We start from the raw sequence: 23,129 nt of genomic DNA, 5'->3' as shown, positions 1-23,129 counted from the left end.
CCTGCACACCTACAACTACCATCGCGGCCACACCGCACTCGGAGGCAAGCCACCCATCACCCGCGTCAACAACCCTGCGAGTCAATACACCTAGGCCCTGTCCGGATCTGGCCGGACCCCCCACGACACCCGCTGCGCCGCCTCCACCGTGTGCGCCGCGGGCGCCGTCGGCCGGGCCGCCTGCCCCAGCACGAACACGTCCCGCGCCCCGTCCAGCACCCCGCCCGACGGATCGTCCGAACCGTCGCGCCGTACGCCGTCCCGCTCCGGCAGCAGGACGTCCCGTACGACGACGGCGCACAGGTACAGCGTCCCCAGCAGGTGCAGCGCGATGGCCAGTTGATAGCCCTCGGTCGGCAGTCCCTTGTGGGCGTCCCCGCTCGTCGTGTACGCGAGATACATCCAGATGCCCAGGAAGTACATGACCTCGCATGCCTGCCAGATCAGGAAGTCGCGCCACCGCGGCCGGGCCAGCGCGGCGAGCGGGACCAGCCACAGCACGTACTGCGGCGAGTAGACCTTGTTGGTCAGGATGAAGGCGGCGACGACCAGGAAGGCGAGCTGCGCGAACCTGGGGCGCCTCGGCGCGGTCAGCGCGAGCGCCGCGATGCCCGCGCAGGCCAGGACCATCAGCACCATCGACCAGGTGTTGACGGTCTCGACCTCCAGGGACCGGCCGGTGCGCTGCGTGATGATCAACCAGAATGATCCGAAGTCGACCTGCCGCTCCTGGCTGAAGGTGTAGAACTTCTTCCACCCCTCCGGTGCGAGCAGCATCACCGGCAGGTTCACCAGCAGCCACGAGGCGGCCGTTCCGCCCAGCGCGGTCCCGAACTCCCGCAGCCGCCCCGCGCGCCAGCACAGCAGCAGCAGAGGCCCCAGCACCAGTACGGGATAGAGCTTGGCCGCCGTCGCGAGGCCGATGAGGACACCGAAGGCCAGCGCACGCCCGCGCGACCACATCAGCATCCCGGCCGCCAGAAGCGCGACGGCCAGCAGATCCCAGTTGATGGTGGCGGTGAGGGCGAAGGCGGGCGCGAGGGCGAGGAGCAGCGCGTCCCAGGGGCGGTGCCGGTGGGTGCGGGCGACGCACACGGCGATGACCGCCGCGCAGATCATCAGCATCCCGGCGTTGACCATCCAGTACATCTGCTCACGGTGCTGGATCGAGCCGCCGCCGGGGGTGAACCAGGACGCCACCTCCATGAACAGCCCGGTCAGGACGGGGTACTCCAGGTACTGCATGTCGCCGTCGAGCCGGTCGAAGTACGGCACGAGACCGTCGGCGAAACCGCGCCCGAGGAAGAGGTGCGGAATGTCCGAGTAACAGGCGTGCGTGTACTGCGAGCTGGCGCCGCGGAACCACGCCCACTCGTAGCAGGGCATCTTCTGCACCATGCCGAGCGCGAACATCCCGATCGCCACCAGCGCGACCACCCGTACCGGGGTCAGCCGGCTGCCGCCGTACCAGGCCCAGCGGCCGATGGGACCGCCGATCAGCTCGCTGCCGGACGCGGCGATGCGGTCCCGCCGGGTGGGCGGTACGACGGGCCGGTCCTTGGGCACCGTGGTGTCTTCTGTGCTCGGCATGCCGCCCATCCTGCCGTACGCCGCTGTGGCACGGCGAAGGCCGCCGCACCGGCCCGTACACGGTGTGTGTACGGCGCTGGTGCGACGGCCTTCGCCGTGCCAGGGGTCGGGGGCTCAGCCGCCGCCCGGACCGCCGAAGAGGCCTCCGTCGTCGGCTCCCTCATCGGTTCCCTCGTCCGGTGGCGGACTGGACGACGAGCCCGGATCCCCGATGACCCCGCCGGGATCCTCACCGCCCGGACCACCCGGATTGCCTCCGCCGGGACCACCGTCCTCGCAGCCCTTCCACTGGTTGCAGGACTCGGACTCGCTGATCGTCGGCGACGGCGAATCGGAGGGCGACTCGGAAGGGCTCTCCGAGGGCGACTCCGAGGGCTTCTCGGTCGGGGTGGGCTCCGGGGACGACAGGCCCCCTCCGTAGACGGCCTCGCCGATCGGCTCGGGCTCGGGGAACTTCAGGGCCGGCTTGCCCTTCATCGCCACCGTCATGTACGCCTGCCAGATCTCGGCAGGGAACGAGGCACCGTGGATCTCTTCCTTGCCGCCGGTGCCGAACATCTCCAGGAACTCGCGGTTCTTGTTCTTCGCGTCGTCGTCCAGGCGGTACATGTCGATGGCGGTCGACAGCTGCGGGGTGTAGCCCACGAACCAGGCCGACTTGTTGCCGTCGGTGGTACCGGTCTTGCCGGCCACCTCGCGGCCGTCGGGCAGCTGGGCCGATGTGCCCGTGCCGCCCTTCTCCATGACCACGGACTTCAGGACGTCCGTCACGTTCTGGGCGACGTCGGCGTCAAACCTGGCCTGGGGCTTCTTGTCGTACTTGAAGACGACGACGCCCTTCTCCTTGACCTCCTGGACGGAGTACGGCTCACGCTGCGTGCCGTTGTCGGCGAAGGTGGCGTAGGCACCGGCCATGCGGATGGCGCTGGGGTCGGAGATACCGATGGAGAACGAGGGGTTGCTGCCGCCCGGAAGGCTGTCCGCAAGAAGTCCCGCGTCGACAGCCGACTGCCTGACCTGGGGGATGCCGATGTCCATGCCGAGCTGGACGAAGGGGGAGTTGGCCGACACCTTCATGGCTTCGCGCAGATTGATGTCGTTGTAGCTCTCGTCACCGTCGTTGCGCTGGAGCCACTCCTTGCCTTCCTCGTTCGTCCAGATGTCTCCGTTGTACTCCTTGATCTTGAGTTTGTTCTTGCCGCTGTACTCGCTCTTGTCCGGCGAGACCAGGGTGCGCGTGTCCGCGCCCTGCTCCGGCCCGAGTTCGGGGTCGCGCACACCGTCGCGCATCGCCGCCGCCAGGACGAAGGGCTTGAAGGTCGATCCGACCTGGGCACCGGTCTGGTCGGCGTTGTTGGTGAAGTGCTTGGTGGCGTCGGCGCCGCCGTAGATGGCGACGATCTTGCCGGTCTCGGGCTCCACCGAGGCGCCGCCGAACTGGACGTGGGTGTCCTTGTCCGGGCGCTTCTTGGGGTCGATGTTCGCCTTGTAGACGTCGGTGACGGCCTTGTTGAGCGCCTTGACCTTCTTCTGGTTGAAGGTCGTCTTGATCTCGAAGCCGCCCTTGGCCAGGTCGTCGGCCGTGATGCCCCGGTCGTTGTTGTTGATGAAGTAGGCCTTGGCGAGGTCCACGAGGTAGCCGACCTGCCCGCTGAGCTGCTGGTCCTTCTTAGGCGGACCGGGCATCGGGAACTCTTTGTACGTCGCCCGCTCCTGCGCGCTGAGATGGCCGTCCTTGACCATCTCGTCGAGAATCCACTTCCAGCGCTTCGCCGCCCGCTCGGTGTTGTTCTTCGCGCTGGCGTTCTTGTCGATCGCCTCGTTGCCGTTGGGGTCGTAGTACGTCGCGCCCTTCAGCAGCGTCGCCAGGAAGGCACACTGACTGGCGTTCAGGTCCCTGGCGTCCTTGTTGTAGTACGTACGGGCCGCTGCCTGGATGCCGTAGGCGCCGCGTCCGTAGTAGGAGGTGTTGAGGTACCCCGCCATGATGTCGTTCTTCTTCAGGTCCGCGCCGACCTTGATCGAGATGAAGAGTTCCTCGAACTTGCGCTTGAAGGTCTGCTCCTGGTTGAGCATGGCGTTCTTGACGAACTGCTGGGTGATGGTCGAGCCACCCTGCGTCTGACCGCCCCTGGCCATGTTGAACACGGCCCGGCCGATGCCCATCGGGTCGACACCCGGGTCTTTTCTGAACGTCTTGTTCTCCGCCGAGATCACGGCGTTCTGCATCGCTTTGGGGATCTGCTCGATCCCGACGATCTGCCGGTTGACCTCACCGCCGGTGGCGACCATCGGCGTGCCGTCGTCCCAGAGGTAGACGTTGTTCTGCGCCTTGGAGGCCAGATTCTCCTTCGGCACCTCGACCATGGCGTACGCGATCGTGCCGGCGGCCAGAAGCCCGCCCATGAAGGCGATGAAGAGGCCCGTCACGAGCTTCCAGGACGGCACCCAGCGCTGCCAGCCGTACTTGTCGTGGCGCGGGTAGTCGATCAGCCGCTTCTTGCCCGGCCCCCCACGCCCCCGGCCGACCCCGCCGGGACCTCCGGGTCCACCGCCACGGCGGCCCCCGCCATGGCCTCCCGCCCCGGCGCCGCCGCCTTCGGCGGCACGTCGGCGGCCCCGCTGGGCCGCCTTACGTGCCTCGGCGCGCCCTCCGTAGGAAGGCTCGGGTTCGTAGGAGTCTGAGTGGGAGGCCGTGGGGACTCCACGGGAAGGGTCCGCGCGGCGGCCCGACGGCCGCTGTGCGGCGCGCCTGGCCGCGGCTCGTCCGCCACCCTGGCCACCTTGCGGCTGTGGCTGTTTGCGACGGTGCTCACTCATCGAACGACTACTCCTCGGGCAGGCGCGGGCGCCTGGAAGCGGCAGTTGAGTTCCGGTCCCCCCGAGATGAATACGGATGTACCCGCCGTCGGGCTCATCCCGCATGCATCCAGAACGACGACGCTCTCACACGTCACGCGGTTCCCGGTGGTCTGCATGCCGCACAGACTACGCAGGGTCAAACCCCGCCGAGTTCTGAACTTCAGCCCAAACCAGGCAAGTTACTCGCTGTGAATTGATGATGTGACGCCGTTCACGATGGCCCCTCTTGTCCCATGAGCATCGGTGTTCTATCGTCCCGATGTATCGAGTCGATACATCGGGACGTCATACGCGGCCAGGACGACGGAGACGGCGGAGGAGGCGAGCAGTGAGCAGACGCTCGGGCATCCTCGAATTCGCCGTCCTGGGTCTGCTGCGCGAATCCCCGATGCACGGGTACGAGCTTCGGAAACGGCTCAACACCTCGCTGGGGATCTTCCGGGCCTTCAGCTACGGGACGCTGTATCCCTGCCTGAAGACGCTGGTCGCCAACGGCTGGTTGATCGAGGAGCCGGGCAGTGCGCCCGACGAGGCGCTCGCCGCGACGCTCGCGGGCCGACGCGCCAAGATCGTCTACCGGCTGACGGCGGAAGGGAAAGAGCACTTCGAGGAGCTGCTGTCGCAGACGGGCCCCGATGCCTGGGAGGACGAGCACTTCGCCGCTCGCTTCGCCTTCTTCGGACAGACGGAGCGCGAAGTACGGATGCGTGTGCTGGAGGGCCGTCGCAGCCGGCTGGAGGAGCGGCTGGAGAAGATGAGCGCCTCCCTGGCCCGTACCCGCGAACGCCTCGACGACTACACGCTCGAACTTCAGCGGCACGGGATGGAATCCGTGGAGCGCGAAGTGCGCTGGCTCAACGAGCTCATCGAGAGCGAACGGGCGGGACGGGACCAGCGACGGCCCGGCCCGGACACCCCCGCTCCGGAGCGGGACGGCGCGACAGGCAGTACATCGAGCGGCACGGCCAACAGCACCACAAAGGGAGACACGGATGGCCTGCCCCGGCCCCGGGGGTCTTCCGGGGGTTCGCCTCCGGAAGCCCCCGGCCGGCCGGATCCGTCCGTGGACACCACCCCATGAGGTTCCGCATCAGCGCGGGCTTCATCGCAACATTGAGATCACACACAGGGAGCAACCAGGATGGGTTCCGTTCGCGTAGCCATTGTCGGCGTGGGCAACTGTGCCGCCTCGCTGGTGCAGGGCGTCGAGTTCTACAAGGACGCCGATCCGGCCGGCAAGGTGCCCGGTCTGATGCACGTTCAGTTCGGCGAGTACCACGTGCGTGACGTGGAGTTCGTCGCCGCCTTCGACGTCGACGCCAAGAAGGTCGGCCTCGACCTCGCGGACGCCATCGGTGCCAGCGAGAACAACACCATCAAGATCTGCGACGTCCCGAACACGGGCGTGACCGTCCAGCGCGGCCACACCCACGACGGTCTGGGCAAGTACTACCGCGAGACGATCGAGGAGTCCGCCGAGGCGCCGGTCGACATCGTCCAGACCCTCAAGGACAAGCAGGTCGACGTACTGGTCTGCTACCTGCCCGTCGGCTCCGAGGCCGCGGCGAAGTTCTACGCGCAGTGCGCCATCGACGCCAAGGTCGCCTTCGTCAACGCCCTCCCGGTCTTCATCGCCGGCACGAAGGAGTGGGCGGACAAGTTCACCGAGGCCGGTGTGCCGATCGTCGGTGACGACATCAAGTCGCAGGTCGGCGCCACCATCACGCACCGTGTGATGGCGAAGCTGTTCGAGGACCGCGGTGTCGTCCTGGACCGCACGATGCAGCTGAACGTCGGCGGCAACATGGACTTCAAGAACATGCTGGAGCGCGAGCGCCTGGAGTCCAAGAAGATCTCCAAGACGCAGGCGGTCACCTCGCAGATCCCCGACCGTGACCTGGGCGCCTCCAACGTCCACATCGGCCCCTCGGACTACGTGGCCTGGCTGGACGACCGCAAGTGGGCGTACGTGCGCCTTGAGGGCCGCGCCTTCGGCGACGTCCCGCTGAACCTGGAGTACAAGCTGGAGGTCTGGGACTCCCCGAACTCCGCCGGTGTCATCATCGACGCCGTGCGCGCGGCGAAGATCGCCAAGGACCGCGGCATCGGCGGCCCGATCCTCTCCGCGTCCTCGTACTTCATGAAGTCCCCGCCGGTGCAGTACTTCGACGACGAGGCCCGCGAGAACGTGGAGAAGTTCATCCGCGGCGACGTCGAGCGCTAGAACGCCGGGCGGCCAGGACGTCCTGGCGCCCCGGGGAGAACTGATCTCCCCGTACACGCACCACCGAGGGGTCCCCGGGGCACACTGCCCGGGGACCCCTCACGTACCGCGCGGGCATCGTGTGTGACGCTGATCCACATGTCTGCCGTGCGCGATCTGCGCGTGCTCCTGCGTCTGCCCGACTTCCGCCGCCTGCTGACCGTGCGTCTGCTGTCGCAGGGGGCCGACGGGGTCTTCCAGGTCGCGCTCGCCGCGCACGTCGTGTTCTCCCCCGAGAAACAGGCCACCCCGGGCGCCATCGCGTCGGCCATGGCCGTGCTGCTGCTGCCCTACTCGCTCATCGGCCCGTTCGCCGGGGTGCTGCTCGACCGCTGGCGGCGGCGCCAGATCATCCTGTACGGGAATCTGCTGCGCGCCCTGCTGGCCGCCTGCACCGCCCTGCTGATCCTCACCTCGCTGCCGGACTGGCTCTTCTACGCCTCCGCGCTGGCCGTCACGGCCGTCAACCGGTTCGTACTCGCCGGGCTCTCGGCCGCGCTGCCCCGCGTCGTGGAGGACGAGCGACTGGTCGTCGCCAACTCCCTTTCCCCGACGGCCGGCACGCTCGCCGCGACCGCGGGCGGCGGCCTCGCCTTTCTGGTGCGCCTGCTGATCGCCGACTCCGACGCCGCGGTGGTGCTGCTGGCCGCCCTGCTGTATCTGTCGTCGGCGCTCGCGTCCGTCACCATGGCGCGTGATCTCCTCGGCCCCGATCCGGGGCGGGTACAGCCGCACCTGAAGGCTGCTCTCGCGTCCACCGCGCGGGGTCTCGGCCACGGGCTGCGCCATTTGGCGGAGCGCCGTGACGCCGCCGCCGCGCTCATCGCGATGACGCTGATGCGCTTCAGCTACGGGGCGCTGACCGTGATGGTGCTGATGCTCTGCCGCTACGCCTGGACCACCGACGAGGACGACGGACTCGCCCTGCTGGGGGTGGCGCTCCTCGTGTCGGGAGCGGGCTTCTTCGCCGCCGCGCTCGTCACACCGTCGGCGGTCGGACGTCTCGGCTCGTTCGGCTGGATGGTCGCGTGCGCCGGGACGGGGGCCGTACTGGAGCCGGCACTCGGGCTGCCGTTCGCTCCCGCCCCGATGCTCGCCGCCGCGTTCATCCTCGGTCTGGTCACCCAGGGCGCGAAGATCGCGACGGACACGGTGGTGCAGACGTCGGTGGACGACGCGTACCGGGGGCGGATCTTCTCCCTCTACGACGTGCTGTTCAACGTCGCTTTCGTGGGTGCCGCGGGCGTCGCCGCGCTGATGCTGCCGCGGGACGGGCGCTCGGTGCCGCTCGTGCTGGGCGTCGCGGTGGTCTACACGGTCGTCGCGGTGGGGCTGTTCCGCTGGAGGAAGCTCACAAAGAAGAAGGACGGGTAGCGCACGAAGGGGGCGATGTTTCACGTGAAACATCACCCCCTCTTCACAGCGCACCCTCGTGGGCCCCGTCGATGTTTCACGTGAAACATCGACCGCGAGCCGGCGGCCGGCCGGCCCGGACTCAGTTCTGCTTGGCCCACCATTCCTTCAGCGCGCTCACCGCGTCGTCCCGCTCCATCGGCCCGTTCTCCAGCCGGAGCTCCAGCAGGAACTTGTACGCGGCCCCGATCACCGGCCCCGGACCGACGCCCAGCGTCTCCATGATCTCGTTGCCGTCCAGATCGGGCCGGATGGAGTCCAGCTCCTCCTGCTCCTGCAACTGCGCGATCCGCTCCTCAAGACCGTCGTACGCGCGCGAGAGCGCCGCAGCCTTGCGCTTGTTGCGGGTGGTGCAGTCCGAACGGGTCAGCTTGTGGAGCCGGTCCAGCAGCGGGCCCGCGTCGCGTACGTACCGCCGCACCGCCGAGTCGGTCCACTCGCCGGTGCCGTAACCGTGGAAGCGCAGATGCAGCTCCACCAGCCGCGAGACGTCCTTCACCAGCTCGTTCGAGTACTTGAGCTCGGTCATCCGCTTCTTCGTCAGCTTCGCCCCCACCACCTCGTGATGGTGGAAGGAGACTCCGCCGTCCTTCTCGAAGCGCCGAGTCCGGGGCTTGCCGATGTCATGGAGCAGCGCGGCCAGCCGCAGCACCAGGTCCGGCCCGTCCTCCTCCAGGTCGACAGCCTGCTCCAGAACGGTCAGCGAGTGCTCGTACACGTCCTTGTGCCGGTGGTGCTCGTCGCTCTCCAGCCGCAGCGCCGGCAGCTCGGGCAGTACGCGCTCCGCGAGTCCGGTGTCGACGAGCAGCGCCAGGCCCTTGCGCGGGTGCCCGGAGAGGATCAGCTTGTTCAGCTCCTCCCGTACGCGCTCCGCCGACACGATCCCGATGCGCTCCGCCATGGCCTTCATCGCGGCGACGACATCCGGCGCGACCTCGAAATCGAGCTGCGCGGCGAAGCGCGCGGCCCTGAGCATGCGCAGCGGATCGTCGGAGAACGACGCCTCGGGGGTGCCGGGTGTGCGCAGCACACCGGCCGCGAGGTCCTGGAGACCGCCGTGCGGATCGATGAACTCCTTCTGCGGCAGGGCGACCGCCATCGCGTTGACGGTGAAGTCCCGGCGTACGAGGTCGTCCTCGATGGAGTCCCCGTACGACACCTCGGGTTTGCGTGACGTGCGGTCGTACGCCTCCGAGCGGTAGGTCGTGATCTCGATCTGGAAGTCCTGCCGGCCGTCGCCGACCCGGCCCGCCTTCTGGACACCGACCGTGCCGAAGGCGATCCCGACCTCCCACACCGAGTCCGCCCAGGGCCGGACGATCTTCAGTACGTCGTCGGGCCTGGCGTCGGTCGTGAAGTCGAGGTCGTTGCCGAGGCGGCCGAGGAGGGCGTCCCTCACCGAGCCTCCGACCAGGGCGAGGGTGAAGCCCGCTTCCTGGAATCGGCGCGCGAGGTCGTCGGCGACAGGGGACACCCGCAGCAGTTCGCTGACCGCGCGGCGCTGCACCTGACTCAGTGCATAGGGAGTCTCTTCGTTGGCGTTCGGCACAACAGAAAAGGGTACGTGCCCCGGCCGGCCCCGGCGCCCGGGTTTCCGGTGCACCGGTTTGCCCGCCCATGAGATTCTTCCGATCATGGGGAGGCGGTCCCCGGCACTTCGCCACAGCGCACATCGTTACCATGCGTGGACGCACAACCGACGACGACCATTGACGACGACGAGGAACGGGCGGACGCGTGGCCGAGGCGGCAGACATCCAGGGGATGAAGCACTCTCCTGCCCGCCGATGGCTGGGGCGCAGCGCCGCCGTGGCCGCGGGGGTGCCGCTCCTGGCCGGGTTGCTGGGGGGCCTCGCGGCCCCTCAGGCGACCGCCACGCCCTCGACCGGCTCCACGGCCGCCACAGGGGCCGCCACGGCGTCTCCGGCGAACGCGACCGCCGAGCCTTCGGGGTCGAGCACCGTGTCCGTCGCGCTCGACACCCTGGCGCCCAGCGCGCCGAAGAAGGGCGACACCCTCACGATCTCCGGCACGGTGACCAACAAGAGCAAGAAGCCGGTCACCGACGCCCAGGTCGATCTGAGGGTGGGCCCGCAGCTCGTCGGCCGTACCGCCATCGACGACGCCGACGAGCGTTCCAACGACACGACGAACGATCCGCTGCCGGTGGGCGGCAAGTACAAGGTCGAGTTCGCGAAGCTCGCCTCCGGCATCAGCTACGACTTCGCGCTGTCGGTGCCGGTGAGCAAGCTCGGTCTCGGCGGTGACGGGGTCTATCAGCTCGGGGTGTCGCTCACGGGCCGTACGGAGGCCGAGCCGTACGACCACACTCTCGGCATCCGGCGGACATTCCTGCCGTGGCAGCCGGATTCGGTGGACACCAAGACCAAGTTCACCTATCTCTGGCCGCTGATCTCCACCTCCCACGTCTCCGCCGAGACCGGCTCGGACGAACGGCAGACCCCGGTCTTCGAGAACGACGACCTGGCCGAGGAGCTGGCCCCCGGCGGCCGGCTGGAGCAGCTCGTCTCCCTCGGCAGCCAGCTTCCCGTCACCTGGGTCGTCGACCCGGACCTCCTCGCCACCGTCGAGGCGATGGCCGACACGTACCGCGTCAAGGACGGCAACACCACGGTCTCGGGCACGAACCAGCTCGTCGCCCGGACCTGGCTCAACTCGCTGGAGAAGGCCGTCCAGGACAACGGGAATGTCGTCACCCTGCCCTTCGGCGACCCCGACCTGGCGTCGCTGGCGCACGGCGGCGACGACGTCTCGGGCACCCTCGGCCATCTCCAGGGCTCCAGCGAGGTCGCCGCGAAGACCGTCGAGACCATCCTCCACGTACCGCCGGCCACCGACTTCGCGTGGCCCGTGGACGGCGCCGTCGACCCGTCGATCGTCGATGTGGCGACCTCCGCGGGCGCCGACAAGGTGATCTCCCGCAGCGACAGCATCCAGGACAACCTGCCGTACACGGCGAGCGCGGCACGGCCCATCGGCGGCGGTACGACGGCCGTGGTGGCCGACACCCGGCTGTCCACCGCCTTCGAGGGCGACGTGTCCACCGCCGCGAGCTCCACGCTCGCGGTCCAGAAGTTCCTCGCCCAGTCGCTGGCCGTGACTCTCCAGGACTCCTCGAAACAGCGCGAGATCGTCGTCGCCCCGCAGCGGACCCCGTCGGCCGGCCAGGCGCAGTCCATGGCGCGCGCCCTCCGGGGGCTGGACGGTGAGCGCTGGACCAAGTCCTCCGACCTGGTCGCCGCCGCCGCTGCCAAGCCCGACACGAACGCCACCACCAAGGTGCCCCGCGCCTCGCGGTATCCGGACAAGCTCCGGGACCAGGAGCTTCCCCCGTCGGCGTTCGAGGAGCTCAAGGGGATCGACGAACGGCTCGGGAAGTTCAAGGCCATCCTCACCCTTCCCGACCGGGTGGCGACCCCGTTCGCCAACGCCGTGAACAGGGCGGTCTCGACCTCCTGGCGGGGCGACGCGGCAGGCGCCAGGGAGTACCGCCACTCGGTGAACCGGTATCTGGTGAGCCTCGCCAGCGAGGTCCAGCTCATCCAGAAGTCGGAGCTGACCCTGTCCGGGCGCAGCGCGACCATCCCGGTGACCGTCCAGAACCAGCTGCTGCAAGGCGTCGACGATCTCGTCCTGCGGCTGCACTCCACGAACGCGACCCGGCTGAAGCTGGACGACGGCAGCGCCGTCGCCGAGCAGCCGATCAAGGTCGACGGCGGGCACACCCAGGTGGTGAAGTTCACCGGCGCGGCCAACGCCAACGGTCCGGTGGAACTCACGGCGCAGCTCTACACGACCGACGGGCGGCCGTACGGCAGCCCCATGGCGTTCCAGGTCAGGGTCTCCGAGCTCACTCCCACCGTGATGCTCGTCATCGCCGGCGGTGTGCTGCTCCTGGTCCTGGCCGGGGTCAGGATGTACAGCCAGCGCAAGAGGGCGGTGGCGGCGAAGGCGGCCGAGGACAAGGCGACGGCGGAGGCCACCGCCGAAGCCGGGGCCGAAAGCGGGGCCGGAGACGACGCCGGAGACGCCGAGGAAGGTGCCGACAGCGCCGGCTCCGAACCCGGGCAGCCGAGTGACCCGACCCCGGACACCCGTCCGGAAAGCGGGGACCCGTCGGGCATGGGTGAGAAAGTGGACCGTTGAGCGATGTCGTGGCCGGCCGGCCCGGGACGATGAGGTGGGGTAACCATGAACGCGCCGTACGACGGTGACCGCGGCCAGGGGGCAGGCGGCGATCCCGCAGGGCATGTTCCGCCGCAGCCACCCACCGCCGACCCCCACGCCCCCGCACCCGACCACGCACAGGGCCACTACGGCCAGGGGCCCCAGCACCCGGACCGGTACCCGCAGGGTCCGCACGCCCAGGCTCCGCAGGCCCCGCACGCCCCGCACCCGGGGCCTCCGCACGCCCAGGGCCCCTACGCCCCGAGTCCGTACGCCCAGACCCCGTACAACAGCCCGGACCAGTACGCCCAGGGCGCCCACACCCAGGATCCGTACGTTCAGGACGCCTACCACCAGGATCCCTACCGCCCGCAGGCACAGGACCCCGGCATCTATCCGCAGACGCCGCCGCTGCACCAGCAGCCCCCGGCGCAGCAGTACGCCGCCGATCCGCGTGTCTGGGACCAGCCCCCGCCGCCCGAGCCCGACGGGCCCTCCCACCACCTCCCGTACGGGGAGGACGCGAGGACCACGCAGTTCACGGGCGTCGACGAGCTCGCGACCGGGTCCGCCACCGGGCCCGCCACCGACGAGCGGGAACCGGACGCCTTCGCGCATCTCTTCCGCGACCAGCAGGGCACGGGCGCCCCGGCGGCCGTCGCACCTGAGGCCGTCGCCGCGCCCCCGCCCGCGAAGAAGGCGGGCGGACGGGCGTCGGGGCTGCTGAAGTCCAGCGCGGTGATGGCGGCGGGCACCCTCGTCTCCCGGCTCACCGGCTTCGTACGCTCCGCCCTGATCGTGGCCGCGCTCGGCGCCGCCACGCTCGGCGACACCTTCCAGCTCGCCATCACCCTGCCGACGATGATCTACATCCTGACCATCGGCGGCGGCCTCAACTCGGTCTTCGTACCCCAGCTGATCCGCGCGATGAAGGACGACGAGGACGGCGGCGAGGCGTACGCCAACCGCCTGCTCACCCTCGTCATCGTGATCCTCGGCTCGCTGACCGCGCTCTCGGTGTTCGCCGCCCCGCAGCTGGTGCGCCTCATGTCGGTGAGCATCGCCGACAACCCGGCGGCCAACGACGTCGCCGTCACATTCGTGCGCTACTGCCTGATCACCATCTTCTTCATGGGCGTGCATGTGGTGATGGGGCAGATCCTCAACGCCCGGGGCAGGTTCGGCGCGATGATGTGGACCCCAGTCCTCAACAACATCATCATCATCGCCACCCTCGTCATGTTCATCTGGGTGTACGGCACGGCCGAGGACTCCGGAATGACGGTCGGGTCCATCCCGCCCGAGGCGGAGCGCCTGCTCGGTGTCGGCGTGGTGCTCGGCCTCACCGTCCAGGCCCTCGCGATGATCCCCTACCTCCGGGAGACCGGCTTCCGGATCCGGCTGCGGTTCGACTGGCGCGGCCACGGCCTCGGGAAGGCCGCGAAGCTCGCCAAGTGGACCGTGCTGTTCGTCCTCGCCAACCAGGCCGGTGTGCTGGTCGTCTCGCAGCTCTCCACGGCAGCGGGCGTCGACTCCGGCACCCAGGGCGCCGGTTACATCGCCTACTCCAACGCCCAGCTGATCTGGGGCATGCCGCAGGCCATAATCACCGTCTCGGTCATGGCGGCCCTGCTGCCCCGGCTCTCCCGCTCGGCGCACGACGGCGACACCGGAGCCGTACGCGACGACATCTCGCAGGGCCTGCGGAACTCGGCCGTCGCGATCGTCCCCGTCGCCTTCAGCTTCGTCGCCCTCGGCATCCCGATGTGCACCCTGATCTTCGGCTCGTCCGGCATCGAATCGGCACGCTCCATGGGCTACATGCTGATGGCCTTCGGCCTCGGTCTGATCCCGTTCTCCGTGCAGTACGTGGTGCTGCGTGCCTTCTACGCGTACGAGGACACCCGAACCCCCTTCTACAACACGGTCATCGTGGCCGTCGTGAACGCCGCCGCCTCGGCCCTCTGCTTCGTCGTCCTTCCCTCGCGCTGGGCGGTCGTGGGCATGGCGGCCTCGTACGGCCTCGCCTACACCGTCGGTGTGGGCATCGCCTGGCGCAGGCTCAAGAAGCGGCTGGGAGGCGATCTGGACGGCTCGCGCGTGCTGCGTACGTACGCCAGGCTCTGTCTGGCGTCCGTCCCCGGCACGATCGCCGCCGGCGCCGTCGCCTACTTCGTGCTTCAGAAGCTCGGCAGTGAGGTCCTCGGCTCGTTCGCCGCACTGGCGGTCGGCGGAATCGTCCTGCTGGGCGGCTTCTTCGTCGTCGCGCGAAAACTGCGTGTCGAAGAGATGAACGCGTTGGTCGGAATGGTCCGGGGCCGCCTCGGACGCTAGAGCCCAGCACAACCATCGTCGGCCGCCGTGTGTCGTGCATAGCGTCCAACTGTGGGCACAATTGGCGTGGCTGTTGGACAGTGCGCAACGGATGGGGAGGCAGGAGCGACGGTGGCGGAACGGAGCACGGCTGCCGTCGAGGTGGCCGACAACAGCGGTGACGAACCGCCGGCCGCCCAGGCGGACAAGGCCACCACCGACGGGGTGGCGAAAGCCCAGAAGACAGAAGACGGCAAGGCCGGTGAGCCCGGACCCGAGAAATCGGCGGGTTCCGCGGCCGGGAAGCCGGCGAAGTCCGGGTCCGTCGATCCGGCGGGGCCGGAGGACGGCAAGCGTCAGGAGGCCCGCCAGGCCGTGACGCCACCCGAACTCCACAGCGGCCACAAGCTCGCCAGACGCTACCGGCTCGAAGAGTGCGTCACCCGTCTGGACGGATTCAGCAGCTGGCGTGCGGTCGACGAGAAGCTGCGCCGCGCCGTCGGTGTGCACCTCCTGCCCGCCGACCATCCGAGAGCCCGCTCCGTACTGGCGGCGGCCCGCTCCTCCGCGCTCCTCGGGGACCCTCGCTTCGTCCAGGTCCTCGACGCCGTCGAGGAGAACGACCTCGTCTACGTCGTCCACGAATGGCTGCCCGACGCCACGGAACTCACCGCGATCCTCGCCGCGGGCCCCATGGAGGCCCACGACGCCTACCAGCTCGTCAGCCAGGTGTCCCAGGCGATGGCCGCCGCGCACCGCGAGGGCCTGGCGCATCTGAAGCTGACGCCCAGTGCCGTACTGCGCAGCTCCACCGGCCAGTACCGGATCCGCGGCCTCGCCGTGAACGCCGCCCTGCGCGGCATCAGCGCGGAGCGCCCCCAGCGTGCCGACACCGAGGCGATCGGCGCACTCCTGTACGCGGCGCTGACACAGCGCTGGCCGTACGAGACGGACGCGTACGGCCTCGCGGGGCTGCCGAAGGGCGTGGGCCTGATCGCCCCCGACCAGGTACGGGCTGGGGTGCACCGCGGACTGTCCGAGCTCGCGATGCGCGCGCTCGTCAACGAGGGCGCCACCGCCTCGCGTCAGGACCCGCCCTGCACCACCCCGGACGAACTGGCCAAGGCCGTCGCTGAGATGCCGCGCGTCCGGCCCCCGGAGCCCACGTTCGCCGCGCCGCCCGAGTACCAGCGCACCACCTACCAGCAGGGCTCGTACGCCCGCCCCGCCACCCGTCCGGTCGGACAGCCCGCCGCGCAGCCCGTACCACTCCCGCCGCCGCCCCTCCAGAGCCGTACGGGCAAGGCGCTGAAGTGGACGGTCTCCGCGCTCCTCATCGCCGCGCTGGGGCTGGCCAGTTGGCAGGTCGCCGACCACATGCTCAACCGCACGAACTCCGACGACCCGACGCAGTCCCAGTCGGTGGACGGCAATCAGCAGAAGCCCGAGCCCCGGGTCCCGAAGGATCTGAAGATCGAGGAGACCTCGGTGTTCGCCCCGGACGGTGACGGCGTGCAGGCGGAGGACGTCCCTCTGGCCACCGACGGCGACCCGGCAACGGCCTGGATCACCGGGACGTACAAGGGCTACGCGAACTACGGCAACCTGCCCAACCGCCGGGGCGGCAGCGGAATAGTCGTCGATCTCGGCAGCGTGCAGGACGTGTACGGCGTCGATGTCGCCATGTACCGCGCCGGCCAGAAGGCCCAGGTCCTCGCCGCGGACGAGGACGCGTCGGCCCCGGCGGCCCTGTCCGACTTCCCCCGGCGCATCACCGAACTGGGGCAGACCGGCGGCAATCTGAAGGCGACCCTGGACAAGCCCGTCAGAACCCGGTACGTACTGATCCACATCACGGAACTCGCCCCGGCCTCCTCGGCCAACGAGTTCCGCGGCGGAATCTCGGAGATCAAGGTCATAGGCTGACCCTGCGGACCAGGGGGAGGGGGCTCACCGTTGGAAGACGCCACACTCGCCGGCGTGAACGACCAGGACCTCCTGGCACGTCATGTCGAGGGGGATCCCGACGCCTTCGGTGAGCTCGTACGACGCCATCGCGACCGCCTCTGGGCGGTGGCGCTGCGCACGCTCGGGGACCGCGAGGAAGCCGCCGACGCCGTGCAGGACGCGCTCGTGTCCGCCTTCCGCGCCGCCCACACCTTCCGCGGCCAGTCCGCCGTCACGACATGGCTGCACCGCATCACCGTCAACGCCTGTCTCGACCGGGCGAGGAAAGCCGCCTCCCGCAAGACATCGCCCGTGGACGACACGGACCGCCTGGAGCAGCTCCTCGAACCGCACGAGTCGGCCGAGGCCCCGGCCGAGCGCCAGGACCTCCACCGCCAGCTTCTCGTCGCTCTCGCCAAGCTGCCCGCCGATCAGCGGGCCGCCCTGGTCCTCGTCGACATGCAGGGGTATCCCGTGGCCGAGGCCGCGCAAATCCTGGACGTACCCGTCGGCACGGTGAAGAGCCGTTGCGCACGCGGCAGGGCCAGACTCCTGCCGATGCTCGCCCATCTGCGGGAGAGCGACGGCGGCACCGGCGCGAGAGGCGGTCTTGGCCCGCAAAGGAACCGGACGCCGGGGACATCCGTCCCATCGGAGCCGGGACCACAGGACAGAGGCCCGGACAGGGCCCCGGACGCGGGACCGGACACCGGACCAGACGCGGGACCACAAGGTCCTGCCGCCGTGAAGGGAGGAGGTGGGCGCGCGTGACAACCACGACCGGCACGACCGAGCACCCGGACGTCTCGGAGATCTCCGACCTCACGGAGGGCCTGCTCTCCCCCACACGGAGCGCCGAAGTACGCGCGCACCTCGACGGCTGCTCGCTCTGCGCCGATGTGTACGAGTCGCTGGAGGAGATCCGCGGGCTGCTGGGCTCGCTGCCCGGCCCCCCGCGTATGCCCGCCGACGTGGCGGCCCGGGTCGACGCCGCTCTGGCCGCCGAGGCGCTGCTGAACGCGACCGCGCCGGATCCGCTCGCGGCGGACGCGACCGCCGATGTTTCACGTGAAACGTCGCGCACGGCCGACACGGACGACGCCGCCATCGAAGCCCCGGAAAGCACCGAACGGGAGCCCGCGCTCGTCCCTGCCGCCGTCACCCTCGGCGCCACGGCGGCAGGCGCCACCGTCCCCGACGCTCCACGGGCGGACCGCCCCGCCGGACACTCACGGGCGGCCACCGGCCCCGGCCGCGCCCGGCAGGTGCGCCGCCGCCGTGGTGCGATCCTCGGCGCCGTCTTCGGAACAGCGGCGATCGGCGTCAGCGTTCTGCTGTTCCAGACGTCGTCCCCGGGCGAGGACGCGACCTCGTACCGGAGCGACGCGGGATCGAGCCAGGCCGACGGCGGCGGTGACGTGTTCTCCGGAACCGCCATCCGCGAGAGGGTCGGCTCGCTGCTCGCGTCCACGCCCGCCACCGGCGAACCGCGTGTCGCCGGCAGCGAGGAGTCCACCAGGAACGCGCCCTCCACCACGGCATCGCCCAGGCTGGTGCCCCAGCTGCCGCCCTGCATCCAGCAGGGAATAGGCCGCCCCGACACCCCGTTGGCCGCCGAGAGGGGCACGTACGAGGGCACCGAGGCCTTCCTCGTCGTCCTGTCGGATCCCGCCGACGGCAGCCTGGTGCGGGCGTATGTCGTCGACGCCGCGTGCGTCGACGTCGTCCCGCCCACCAAGGGTGAACTTCTCCTCACGCAGACCTACCCTCGCCCCTGACACCGCCCGGCGCCGCCGGGACCTCGCGGGAATGCCAGGCCCGTAGGATCCGTTGGGTGGGGTGAGAGTTCTGAACCGCCCCGTTGGCAGTAGCAGGCAGTCTGCAGAGACGAGGAAGAAACCCGTGAGCGACGTCCGTAATGTGATCATCATCGGCTCCGGTCCGGCGGGGTACACAGCCGCGCTCTACACCGCACGCGCCTCGCTGCGGCCTCTCGTGTTCGAGGGGGCTGTCACCGCGGGCGGCGCACTGATGAACACCACCGATGTGGAGAACTTCCCCGGCTTCCGCGACGGCATCATGGGCCCGGACCTGATGGACAACATGCGGGCGCAGGCGGAGCGGTTCGGCGCGGAGCTCGTCCCGGACGACATCATCACGGTCGACCTCACCGGAGAGATCAAGACGGTCACCGACACGGCGGGCACCGTCCACCGCGCCAAGGCCGTGATCGTCACGACCGGCTCTCAGCACCGCAAGCTCGGGCTGCCCCGCGAGGACGCCCTCTCCGGACGCGGTGTCTCCTGGTGTGCGACGTGTGACGGGTTCTTCTTCAAGGACCAGGACATCGCGGTCGTCGGTGGCGGCGACACGGCGATGGAGGAGGCGACCTTCCTCTCCCGGTTCGCCAAGTCGGTCACGATCGTCCACCGGCGTGACACCCTGCGGGCCTCCAAGGCCATGCAGGACCGGGCCTTCGCCGACCCGAAGATCCGGTTCGCCTGGGACAGCGCTGTCGAGGAGATCCACGGTGACCAGAAGGTCTCCGGTCTGACCCTGCGTAACACCAAGACCGGTGAGACGTCGGAGCTGCCCGTGACCGGGCTGTTCATCGCCGTGGGCCACGACCCGCGCACCGAGCTCTTCAAGGGCCAGCTCGACCTGGACGACGAGGGCTACCTCCGGGTTGAGGCGCCTTCGACGCGCACCAACCTCACGGGTGTCTTCGGCGCCGGCGATGTCGTCGACCACACCTACCGCCAGGCGATCACCGCCGCGGGCACCGGATGTTCCGCGGCCCTCGACGCCGAGCGCTTCCTCTCCGCGCTCGGCGACCGCGAGAAGGCCGCCGAGCCGGAGAAGACCGCCGCCGTCTGACCAGCAGTTCCCATCCACACCCCACGAAGTTAAGGAGGCCGCCGTGGCCGGCGACCTGAAGCACGTGACCGACGACTCGTTCGACGAGGACGTCCTCAAGAGCGACAAGCCTGTACTGGTGGACTTCTGGGCCGCCTGGTGCGGACCGTGCCGCCAGATCGCTCCGTCGCTCGAAGCCATCGCGGCCGAGCACGGAGACAAGATCGAGGTCGTCAAGCTCAACATCGACGAGAACCCGGCCACGGCAGCCAAGTACGGCGTCATGTCCATCCCGACGCTGAACGTCTACCAGAACGGCGAGGTCGCCAAGACCATCGTCGGCGCCAAGCCCAAGGCCGCCATCGTGCGGGACCTGGAGAGCTTCATCGCCTAAGGGCGCGGCGTATCAAGCAAGCGCCGAACACCACGCACCACGCGCGATGTTTCACGTGAAACAAGGCCCGTCCCCTCTGCGAGGGGGCGGGCCTGTTCGTTTCAGAGCGGCCTGAGCGCCGGGTCCTTCTTGACCGCACCCAGCAGCCTGTCCAGCGCGTGCTCGACGTCTTCCTTCCAGGAGAGCGTCGTCCGCAATTCGAGCCTCAGCCGAGGGTGTGCGGGATGCGTCCGTACGGTCTTGAACCCCACGGCCAGCAGATGGTCCGCCGGCAGCACACAGGCCGGTTCCTTCCAGCGCGCGTCCCCGAACGCCTCGATCGCCTTGAACTCCCGCCGCAGCAAGTCCTTCGCGACGGTCTGCACCATCACCCGGCCGAGCCCCTGCCCCCGATAGCCCGGCATGATCCAGCCGGTCATCAGCTGTACGGCGTCGGGGGAGACCGGACTCGTCGGGAAGGCGGTGGCGCGGGGGACATACGCCGGAGGCGCGTACAGCACAAAGCCGACGGGCACGTCGTCCACATAGGCCAGCCGGCCGCACGACCCCCACTCCAGCAGGACGGCCGAGATCCAGGCTTCCTTCTCCTCGCGGGCCCTGCCGGCTTTTACCGCCGCTTCTCCCCTGACCGGATCAAGCTCCCAGAAGACGCACTCCCTGCATCGCTGGGGGAGGTCGGGAAGGTTGTCCAGCGTGAGCGGTACGAGCCGACGCCCCATCGAGGCCGTTCCTCACTTCCTACGCCTGCCGCGTCACGAGCCGCGGTCAGCGCACTGTGCTCCCGGATCAGACTGCCGACGAAGCCGCCCACGATCCCCAGACCGAGTCCAGCTGACACCAGTTGGCTGCGGCTCACCAATTGCATGGCCCCGCCCTTCCTCTGAGGTGGATCAAGGTGGATGCGCCATACCAGAACGCATCGTATCCACCCAGAGGTGCGCCGCACACCGGGGGACGGCAAAGGGCGGGCCGTGTCCCGGTACGCGTCGGACAAGGCCCGCCCTGATGGCGGTGCGGGGGCGTCAGTTCTCGTCAGGCTCCAGGCCGTTCGACCGGTCCGACACGTTGGACCGGTCGGCGCCCTCGATGCCTTCGGCGCCCTCGGTGTCGTCCGCCTCCTCGTCGGCGAGTCCCCGTTCCAGGACGCGCCCCTCACCGGGGGCGAGAGTGCCGAGGATGCGCTCCAGATCGACCAGCGAGGCGAACTCGACGGTGATCTTCCCCTTCTTCTGACCGAGGTCGACCTTCACCCGGGTCTCGAAGCGGTCCGACAGCCGGGAGGCGAGATCGTTGAGCGCGGGCGACGGCAGGGCGCCGGCCCGGGGGCCCTTCGCCCGGGGAGCGTTCTTCGGCCGTGAGCCCAGCAGGGTCACGATCTCCTCGACGGCGCGTACGGAGAGTCCCTCCGCCACGATGCGATGAGCCAGCCGGTCCTGCTCGTCGGAGTCGTCCACCGAGAGCAGCGCTCTGGCGTGACCGGCGGAGAGCACTCCTGCGGCGACCCTGCGCTGCACAGGCAGCGAGAGCCGCAGCAGCCGCAGCGTGTTGGAGACCTGCGGACGCGAACGCCCGATCCGGTCGGCCAGCTGATCGTGCGTGCAGTGGAAGTCCTTGAGCAACTGGTCGTAGGCCGCGGCCTCTTCCAGCGGATTGAGCTGCGCCCGGTGCAGGTTCTCCAGCAGCGCGTCCAGCAGCAGCTTCTCGTCCTCGGTGGCGCGGACGATCGCCGGAATGCGCTCCAGGCCCGCTTCCCGGCAGGCCCGCCAGCGCCGCTCGCCCATGATGAGCTCGAAGCGCTCCGGGCCCAACTGCCGTACGACGATGGGCTGGAGGAGTCCGACCTCCTTGATCGAGGTGACCAGCTCGGCGAGCGCGTCCTCGTCGAACACCTCCCGGGGCTGCCGGGGGTTGGGCGTGATGTAGTCCATCGGTACTTCGGCGAAGTACACGCCTTCCGGCGCGGTCACCTCGGCCGAGGCCGGTGTCTCCTGCGCGGGAATCTCCGCCGTCGCCGGCGCGGGCGACTGCGGCAGGGTCGTCACCTTGGCCGCCGCGACACCCCGCTCCGCCGTCAGGACGGGTGTCTGTCCCGAGGAGGCCGCCTCCCCGGAAGAGGCTCCCTGCTTCTCCTGCGGAGCGGCGGGGATCAGCGCATTGAGCCCACGCCCCAAACCCCTACGTCGGTCGCTCACTGCGTCCCCTCCGAAATGCTCTGCTGACTGGTGCCGATCGCGTGGGCGTGCTTGGCGTCGTAGCTCATGCCGACCCCACGCAGGGCGATTTCACGAGCGGCTTCGAGGTACGACAGCGAGCCGCTGGAACCCGGATCATAAGTCAGTACCGTCTGCCCGTAGCTCGGCGCCTCCGAGATACGTACCGACCGCGGGATGCTCGTCCGCAGCACCTCCTCACCGAAGTGGCTGCGGACCTCGTCGGCCACCTGGGAGGCGAGCCGGGTCCTGCCGTCGTACATGGTGAGCAGGATCGTGGACACATGCAGCGCGGGGTTCAGATGCGCCCGCACCAGGTCCACGTTCCGGATCAACTGCCCCAGTCCTTCGAGCGCGTAGTACTCGCACTGGATCGGGATCAGCACCTCGGCGCCGGCGACCAGCGCGTTGACGGTCAACAGGCCGAGCGACGGCGGGCAGTCGATGAGGATGTAGTCCAGCGGCTGCTCGTACGCCTCGATCGCCCGCTGGAGCCGGCTCTCCCGCGCGACCAGCGACACCAGCTCGATCTCCGCACCGGCGAGGTCGATCGTGGCGGGCGCGCAGAAGAGACCTTCGACGTCCACGACGGGCTGGACCACCTCGGAGAGCGGCTTGCTCTCCACCAAGACGTCGTAGATCGACGGGACTTCGGCGTGGTGGTCGATCCCGAGCGCCGTGGAGGCGTTGCCCTGGGGATCGAGGTCGACCACGAGAACGCGCGCGCCATGGAGCGCGAGCGAGGCGGCGAGGTTGACCGTGGTGGTGGTCTTGCCGACGCCCCCCTTCTGGTTGGCGACGACCATGACCCGCGTCTGCTCGGGGCGTGGCAGGCCTTCACCGGCGCGGCCCAGTGCCTCCACGGCCAGCTGGGCAGCACGACCGATGGGGGTGTCGTCCATCGGGGGGGGGGGGGGTTTAAGGTGTAAAAAAAAACCCCCCCCCCGGGGGGGGGGGGGGGGGGGGGGGGGGGGGGGGGGGGGGGGGGGGGGGGGGGGGGGGGGGGGGGGGGGGGGGGGGGGGGGGTCGTGGTGGGCGTGGGGGTGGGTGGTGGCGATCTGCGTATCCAGCTGGGCGGTGGGCATGAAGTGCC

At 69.5% G+C, this 23,129-nt stretch carries 15 protein-coding genes and 1 pseudogene; 10 read left to right on the top strand and 6 right to left on the bottom strand.

Annotation, left to right across the window (positions count from 1 at the left end):
* Positions 1-90: 90 nt before the first annotated feature.
* A complete protein-coding gene (locus ACFWV8_RS16310) occupies positions 91-1,590 on the bottom strand; it encodes a glycosyltransferase family 87 protein (protein WP_384201762.1) in 1,500 nt (499 codons plus the stop codon).
* A 114-nt stretch (positions 1,591-1,704) separates the two neighbouring features.
* The gene (locus ACFWV8_RS16305; protein WP_384201759.1) at positions 1,705-4,410 is read right to left on the bottom strand and encodes a transglycosylase domain-containing protein; all 2,706 of its coding nucleotides are present in this window, start codon (positions 4,408-4,410) and stop codon (positions 1,705-1,707) included.
* Positions 4,411-4,780: 370 nt separating this feature from the next.
* Between ACFWV8_RS16305 and ACFWV8_RS16300 the strand changes: the two genes are divergently transcribed.
* From ACFWV8_RS16300 to ACFWV8_RS16290, 3 genes are all read left to right on the top strand, one after another.
* The gene (locus ACFWV8_RS16300) at positions 4,781-5,533 is read left to right on the top strand and encodes a helix-turn-helix transcriptional regulator (RefSeq protein WP_384201756.1); all 753 of its coding nucleotides are present in this window, start codon (positions 4,781-4,783) and stop codon (positions 5,531-5,533) included.
* 60 nt (positions 5,534-5,593) lie between these two features.
* Positions 5,594-6,676, top strand: a complete 1,083-nt coding sequence (locus ACFWV8_RS16295) for an inositol-3-phosphate synthase (protein WP_329385021.1) — start codon at positions 5,594-5,596, stop codon at positions 6,674-6,676.
* Between the two features lie 138 nt (positions 6,677-6,814).
* The gene (locus ACFWV8_RS16290; protein WP_384201753.1) at positions 6,815-8,089 is read left to right on the top strand and encodes an MFS transporter; all 1,275 of its coding nucleotides are present in this window, start codon (positions 6,815-6,817) and stop codon (positions 8,087-8,089) included.
* Between the two features lie 121 nt (positions 8,090-8,210).
* Here the strand turns inward: ACFWV8_RS16290 and ACFWV8_RS16285 are convergent, their stop codons facing one another.
* Positions 8,211-9,677 carry a CCA tRNA nucleotidyltransferase gene (locus ACFWV8_RS16285; protein ID WP_384201750.1) on the bottom strand — a complete coding sequence of 489 codons (1,467 nt, stop codon included), beginning with the start codon at positions 9,675-9,677 and terminating at the stop codon, positions 8,211-8,213.
* 188 nt (positions 9,678-9,865) lie between these two features.
* Between ACFWV8_RS16285 and ACFWV8_RS16280 the strand changes: the two genes are divergently transcribed.
* The 7 genes from ACFWV8_RS16280 to trxA all read left to right on the top strand — a co-directional run bounded on the left by ACFWV8_RS16280 (position 9,866) and on the right by trxA (position 19,826).
* Positions 9,866-12,295, top strand: coding sequence for a DUF6049 family protein (locus ACFWV8_RS16280; protein WP_384201747.1), 2,430 nt, complete (start codon positions 9,866-9,868; stop codon positions 12,293-12,295).
* A 45-nt stretch (positions 12,296-12,340) separates the two neighbouring features.
* On the top strand, positions 12,341-14,650 hold the full coding sequence (gene murJ, locus ACFWV8_RS16275) for a murein biosynthesis integral membrane protein MurJ (protein WP_384201745.1): 2,310 nt from the start codon (positions 12,341-12,343) through the stop codon (positions 14,648-14,650).
* Between the two features lie 111 nt (positions 14,651-14,761).
* Positions 14,762-16,555 carry a protein kinase family protein gene (locus tag ACFWV8_RS16270; protein WP_384201742.1) on the top strand — a complete coding sequence of 598 codons (1,794 nt, stop codon included), beginning with the start codon at positions 14,762-14,764 and terminating at the stop codon, positions 16,553-16,555.
* A 30-nt stretch (positions 16,556-16,585) separates the two neighbouring features.
* Positions 16,586-17,347 carry an RNA polymerase sigma factor SigM gene (gene sigM / locus ACFWV8_RS16265; protein WP_384201739.1) on the top strand — a complete coding sequence of 254 codons (762 nt, stop codon included), beginning with the start codon at positions 16,586-16,588 and terminating at the stop codon, positions 17,345-17,347.
* On the top strand, positions 17,344-18,354 hold the full coding sequence (locus ACFWV8_RS16260; protein WP_384201736.1) for a hypothetical protein: 1,011 nt from the start codon (positions 17,344-17,346) through the stop codon (positions 18,352-18,354). The genes sigM and ACFWV8_RS16260 overlap by 4 nt, the downstream gene beginning before the upstream one ends.
* 124 nt (positions 18,355-18,478) lie before the next feature.
* Complete coding sequence (trxB, locus tag ACFWV8_RS16255) at positions 18,479-19,453, top strand: thioredoxin-disulfide reductase (RefSeq protein ID WP_384201733.1); 975 nt, start codon at positions 18,479-18,481, stop codon at positions 19,451-19,453.
* A gap of 43 nt (positions 19,454-19,496) precedes the next feature.
* Entirely contained in the window at positions 19,497-19,826 is a 330-nt protein-coding gene (trxA, locus tag ACFWV8_RS16250) for a thioredoxin (RefSeq protein ID WP_189106270.1), read from the top strand.
* 101 nt (positions 19,827-19,927) lie between these two features.
* Here trxA and ACFWV8_RS16245 read toward each other — a convergent pair whose 3' ends face one another.
* The 3 genes and pseudogenes from ACFWV8_RS16245 to ACFWV8_RS16235 form a co-directional block, all read right to left on the bottom strand.
* Entirely contained in the window at positions 19,928-20,545 is a 618-nt protein-coding gene (locus tag ACFWV8_RS16245; RefSeq protein ID WP_329385000.1) for a GNAT family N-acetyltransferase, read from the bottom strand.
* 303 nt (positions 20,546-20,848) lie between these two features.
* Positions 20,849-22,018, bottom strand: a complete 1,170-nt coding sequence (locus ACFWV8_RS16240) for a ParB/RepB/Spo0J family partition protein (protein ID WP_384201729.1) — start codon at positions 22,016-22,018, stop codon at positions 20,849-20,851.
* Positions 22,015-22,956 (bottom strand): annotated as a pseudogene (locus tag ACFWV8_RS16235) (ParA family protein); the annotation flags it as partial. The gene ACFWV8_RS16240 and the pseudogene ACFWV8_RS16235, both read right to left, overlap by 4 nt.
* Between the last annotated feature and the right edge of the window lie 173 nt (positions 22,957-23,129).

It is taken from the genome of Streptomyces sp. NPDC058665 (genome assembly GCF_042714995.1).
Lineage (GTDB): Bacteria > Actinomycetota > Actinomycetes > Streptomycetales > Streptomycetaceae > Streptomyces.
Note: the sequence above shows the minus strand (reverse complement) of the source record. Positions and strands in the feature narration are given on the sequence as shown.

What these genes read in the sequence shown, in the direction of transcription:
- ACFWV8_RS16295 (WP_329385021.1), top strand. Translation starts at nt 5,594, where the DNA reads ATGGGTTCCGTTCGCGTAGCCATTGTCGGCGTGGGCAACTGTGCCGCC.
- ACFWV8_RS16290 (WP_384201753.1), top strand. Translation starts at nt 6,815, where the DNA reads ATGTCTGCCGTGCGCGATCTGCGCGTGCTCCTGCGTCTGCCCGACTTC.
- ACFWV8_RS16310 (WP_384201762.1), bottom strand. Translation starts at nt 1,590, where the DNA reads ATGCCGAGCACAGAAGACACCACGGTGCCCAAGGACCGGCCCGTCGTA.
- murJ (WP_384201745.1), top strand. Translation starts at nt 12,341, where the DNA reads ATGAACGCGCCGTACGACGGTGACCGCGGCCAGGGGGCAGGCGGCGAT.
- ACFWV8_RS16245 (WP_329385000.1), bottom strand. Translation starts at nt 20,545, where the DNA reads ATGGGGCGTCGGCTCGTACCGCTCACGCTGGACAACCTTCCCGACCTC.
- ACFWV8_RS16305 (WP_384201759.1), bottom strand. Translation starts at nt 4,410, where the DNA reads ATGAGTGAGCACCGTCGCAAACAGCCACAGCCGCAAGGTGGCCAGGGT.